General features: G+C 54.4%; 6 protein-coding genes. 2 read left to right on the top strand and 4 right to left on the bottom strand.

What is annotated here, in order from left to right:
• Both OES20_18820 and OES20_18815 read right to left on the bottom strand, forming a co-directional pair.
• The coding region (locus OES20_18820; GenBank protein ID MDH3636745.1) for an ammonium transporter at positions 1-559 on the bottom strand (559 nt) is incomplete at its 3' end.
• Between the two features lie 9 nt (positions 560-568).
• A complete protein-coding gene (locus tag OES20_18815; GenBank protein MDH3636744.1) occupies positions 569-907 on the bottom strand; it encodes a P-II family nitrogen regulator in 339 nt (112 codons plus the stop codon).
• Between the two features lie 144 nt (positions 908-1,051).
• On the opposite strand from OES20_18815, the gene OES20_18810 reads away from it, so the two are divergent.
• The gene (locus tag OES20_18810) at positions 1,052-1,297 is read left to right on the top strand and encodes an accessory factor UbiK family protein (GenBank protein MDH3636743.1); all 246 of its coding nucleotides are present in this window, start codon (positions 1,052-1,054) and stop codon (positions 1,295-1,297) included.
• Between the two features lie 42 nt (positions 1,298-1,339).
• On the opposite strand, the gene OES20_18805 is transcribed toward OES20_18810, so the two are convergent.
• Positions 1,340-1,549: a DUF2892 domain-containing protein gene (locus OES20_18805; protein MDH3636742.1), complete on the bottom strand. Its 210-nt coding sequence runs from the start codon at positions 1,547-1,549 to the stop codon at positions 1,340-1,342.
• A 62-nt stretch (positions 1,550-1,611) separates the two neighbouring features.
• Positions 1,612-2,295 carry a hypothetical protein gene (locus OES20_18800; protein ID MDH3636741.1) on the bottom strand — a complete coding sequence of 228 codons (684 nt, stop codon included), beginning with the start codon at positions 2,293-2,295 and terminating at the stop codon, positions 1,612-1,614.
• Between the two features lie 241 nt (positions 2,296-2,536).
• Here OES20_18800 and OES20_18795 point away from each other — a divergent pair, with 241 nt between their 5' ends.
• Entirely contained in the window at positions 2,537-4,042 is a 1,506-nt protein-coding gene (locus OES20_18795) for a YifB family Mg chelatase-like AAA ATPase (protein MDH3636740.1), read from the top strand.
• Positions 4,043-4,365: the final 323 nt, after the last annotated feature.

Here is a 4,365-nt window from a genome sequence, read left to right as displayed (position 1 = left end):
CCCCGGCCAGGGCCGCGGCTGCGCCCGCCATGTGCACAATGCCGGAGCCGGCAAAGTCGGAGAAGCCAAGGTCACCGAGAGTGTACATACCGAAGACCGGCTCCCCACCCCAGGTCCAGCGTCCTTCCAACGGGTATATCAGACCAGTCATAACTACGGCAAACACAAGGAAAGCCCATAGCCTCATGCGCTCGGCGACCGCGCCCGAGACGATGGACATCGCTGTTGCGACGAACACGACCTGGAAATAGAAGTCAGCTGATGGCGCATAGGTCGCGGGTTCCTCGGCACCGGCAACACCGTCGCCAACAATGCCCGCCAGGAACATCGTGAACTCCCCGCCGCCGTACATGATCGAATAACCACAAACCATGTACATCGTACAGGCGACCGCGAACAATGCGACATTCTTGGTCAGGATTTCAGTCGTATTCTTGGAGCGCACGAGGCCTGCCTCGAGCATGGCGAAGCCGGCGGCCATCCACATAACCAAAGCGCCGCAAACGAGAAAATAGAAAGTATCGAGCGCGTACTGTAATTGAAAAATCTGGTTTTCCATGGTGTCCTCCTATAGTGCGTCAGGACCAGATTCGCCCGTACGAATACGAACAACCTGTTCAAGGGGTGTAATAAAGATTTTGCCGTCACCGATCTTGCCGGTGTTGGCGCTGGAAGTGATCGCTTCGATCGCCTGATCGACGAGATTGTCATCGATGGCAATCTCGAGTTTCACCTTGGGTAAAAAGTCGACCACGTATTCCGCGCCCCGGTACAACTCGGTGTGCCCCTTTTGACGCCCAAAACCCTTCACTTCCGAAACCGTCAAACCCTGCACTCCGATTTCCCCGAGTGCCTGGCGAACGTCATCGAGCTTGAATGGCTTGATTATCGCTGTAATGATTTTCATGAATAACTCTCCGAATTAAATTCGGGCTAAATTTTGGCGACTCTGGGCAAGCAAGCAAATTATGGTTAATATTGGGACGTTTATGCCTGTATTTGCACTTTTACTGTGCAAATTTCTGAAACGACGCACTAAATTGGGGCTTTTATGATTGATAATCAAACCATCAACCGCCTGTCCGACAAGATCAATGAACTGCTACCACCAGGCCTACAGCAGGCGAAAACGGACTTTGATGCGCGTTTAAAAAGCCTGCTACAGCAGCAGCTGGCAAATTATGAAATGGTGAGTCGTGAAGAATTCGATATCCAGGCCAGGGTACTGGCGCGCACCCGGGAAAAACTGGAAGTGATCGAGGCTCGCTTGAAGGAGCTGGAAAAAACGCTGGATTGATGATCGGGTAATGCTGGCCCGCATTACCCGCTATTCAAAAGGTTACTTTTCTTCGCTGGCCCCGGTATTGATGCCGAGCAGCATGTAAGGCGGACACCAACGAATCGCGGCCGTCACCACCAGTACGACGCCAAAAATCAAAGCCACGATGCCAGGCGTTCCTTGCAACAGGCCCAATGGAAAAGCTGCAATCAACGCGATACCAACGATGGCACGGATAGCCCGGTCAACAGTTCCTACATTCGGTTTCATATCCTGCTCCTGCTTCAGAAAAAAATTGGCGCGGTGATTATACCGCGCCAGTCTCCAACGTTCTAGTTAGCGGGTTCTACCGCCTGGCTTCCAGCTGCAGGCACCGGGGCAAAATAACCGCCCATGTTCATCATGTTGAACATCGGTTGCATCGACTGCGGATTCATCATCCAGTTGATTCGGGGGGTGTACCAGTTGGGATCCGCCAACGACGTGATCGGCTGGTAAAACGCCGGATTCGCCATCGCGTTCATCCAGCGGGTGTAGTAGTTCGGATCCGCCATCTGCATCATCGGCTGGTACATTGCGGGATTCATCGGCGCCATCATCCACTGCATGTACATATTAGGATTCATGAAATGACCCATGGCTCGGCTCATCTTGTTGAAGTCGGTCATGCCGCTCATCCAGGTATCCCACATGACCGGTTCGGTGGCGCACTTGGTCATAACGTGGATGGTGCGCGGGTCATTGACTACTGTCATCAATTGCGCGAATTTTGCCGGATCCGCCATGGTTGCGGCCATGATTTCCATATCGGTGAAAGCCTTTAGCTGAGGCATGATCGCGTCAAATTGCGAGCTGTCGGTAGCGGTGCACTGGCCGTAATACTGCTTGGCAAGTTCAAACTTGTGCTCGGACGGATTCGCCTTCTCCTCGTTGGCAAAAGATACAGAACTGGCAACACCAACGGTGGCGGCCAGTAAAGCTGCCGCAGCTACGGCTGTTAATCGTTTAATGTTCATATCATGAACCCCCTTATTATCGTCAAAGTAATCGTGTCAACGTATTATATTAATAAACCCTAATATACTAATATTCCATCGGGGATAGATGCCGGGCGCATTCGGGGAAGCTACGCCCAGGAAAGATCAAACGCTACAGGAGTAAATGGCATTATTTTCGTGTTAGACTGCCGCAGAGATCGCAGGATGCGCATCTCGAAGCCGTCAGACAGGCTTATTCATCAATAGAAAGGATTCTGCCATGTCACTCACTCAGTTAACCACCCGGGCGCAGCTGGGCATCAATGCCCCCGAAGTGCGCGTCGAAGTACATATATCCAGCGGATTGCCGGCCTTCACCGTTGTGGGTTTGCCGGAGACCGTCGTGCGCGAGGCGCGCGATCGGGTGCGCTCGGCAATCATTAATTCAGGTTTTGAATTTCCGGCGCGACGGATCACGGTAAATCTGGCACCAGCCGATCTTCCCAAGGAAGGAGGTCGCTATGATTTATCGATCGCGTTGGGCATCCTGGCCGCTTCCAAACAGGTCAACATCTCAGGCATCGTCGACAACGCCTGTTTCGGTGAGCTCGCCCTGAGCGGCGAGTGCCGTAAAATCGAAGGTTTACTGCCGGCCCTTGTTGCCAGCAAAAGGGCCGGTCGGGCAGTAACTGTTCCGCGTTCAAACCAACCGGAGGCGATGCTGGTGCGCGATCTCAGGGTACAGCTGGCAGATTCCCTGGCTCAGGTATGCGCCAGCCTGAACGGTGGCGAGGCGTTGCCGCTAACTGCATCCCGGCCTGAAGCGAAAATGCCGCAGTACCGATTCGACCTGTCCGAGGTCCATGGCCAGCACCAGGCCAAGCGCGCGCTCGAGATCGCCGCCGCCGGTGGACATCATATGCTGATGATGGGCCCGCCGGGTACTGGCAAGAGCATGCTGGCGCAGCGCCTCAATTCGATCCTGCCGCTGATGAGCGAAGAAGAGGCCATGAGCCTGGCCAGTATCCGCTCGATATGCCAGCAAACACTCGATCCGGAAACCTGGCTGCAACGTTCTTTCCAGTCGCCCCATCATACGGTATCCGCGGTTGCGCTGGCGGGTGGTGGCAGTAATCCGAAACCGGGTGAAATATCGCTGGCACATAATGGCGTGCTGTTTCTCGACGAATTGACCGAGTTCAGGCGTGGTGTAATAGAGGTGTTAAGAGAACCACTGGAAACCGGGCGCATCCATATTTCGCGCGCCTCGGGCAAAGCTATTTTTCCAGCTCGGTTTCAACTGATCGCGGCGATGAATCCCTGTCCCGGTGGCTGCGATTCGATAAAAACCTGCGAATGTTCCCCGCAGCAGCTCAACCGCTACCGCAACAAGTTATCGGCGCCGCTGCTCGATCGAATCGACATCCAGATCGAACTGGGCCGACTGCAGCATCACGAATTACTTAACGCAAACGATCGATCCGCCGAAACCAGCGATCTGGTTCGTCAACGGGTCGAGGCCGCGCGTCGGCGCCAACTGGAGCGGCAGGATTGCACCAACGCCAACCTCGACAACCAGGATTTGTCGAAGGCATGCGCTACCGATGAAAATCTGCAACGGATGATGCTACGGGCAATCGACAAACTGCGCCTCTCCGCACGCAGTTATCACAAGTTGCTCAAGCTGGCGCGCACGATTGCCGACCTGGCGCAGGCGGAGCGGATCAGCCAAGCTCATGTCGCGGAAGCCATTTCCTATCGCCAACAGGAGCGGCGACGACCGTAAAACAGGAATAACTGACAACACTGTTGCGATGAGTTACGGGTTATCGAGTTTTGCAGTCATTCCGATGAATCGGGCAGGCAGGCTGCTGCGTCTTCCGGGATGACATCGTGGAGTTTAAGTTACTGCCCTTATTGGGAAACGCTGGATCGTTGCGAGATCCCGGCCGTCCGACGTATCGGTAACGCTAGCGCGTTTCTGGGATGAAATCGTGGAGTTTAAGTTACTGCCTTTGTAGGGAAACGCTGGATCGTTGCGAGATCCCGGATAGCTGCTTCGCAGCTTCCGGGATGACATCGCCTTAGGGCGATGTCACTTTGATTGGT

This window comes from Gammaproteobacteria bacterium, assembly GCA_029862005.1.
In the GTDB taxonomy this organism is placed as follows: Bacteria; Pseudomonadota; Gammaproteobacteria.
This window is presented reverse-complemented; position numbering and strand designations above follow the sequence as displayed.

Bases quoted from the DNA above. Each gene is read 5' to 3' on its own strand.
- OES20_18815 (MDH3636744.1), bottom strand. From the start codon at position 907: ATGAAAATCATTACAGCGATAATCAAGCCATTCAAGCTCGATGACGTT.
- OES20_18810 (MDH3636743.1), top strand. From the start codon at position 1,052: ATGATTGATAATCAAACCATCAACCGCCTGTCCGACAAGATCAATGAA.
- OES20_18805 (MDH3636742.1), bottom strand. From the start codon at position 1,549: ATGAAACCGAATGTAGGAACTGTTGACCGGGCTATCCGTGCCATCGTT.
- OES20_18800 (MDH3636741.1), bottom strand. From the start codon at position 2,295: ATGAACATTAAACGATTAACAGCCGTAGCTGCGGCAGCTTTACTGGCC.
- OES20_18795 (MDH3636740.1), top strand. From the start codon at position 2,537: ATGTCACTCACTCAGTTAACCACCCGGGCGCAGCTGGGCATCAATGCC.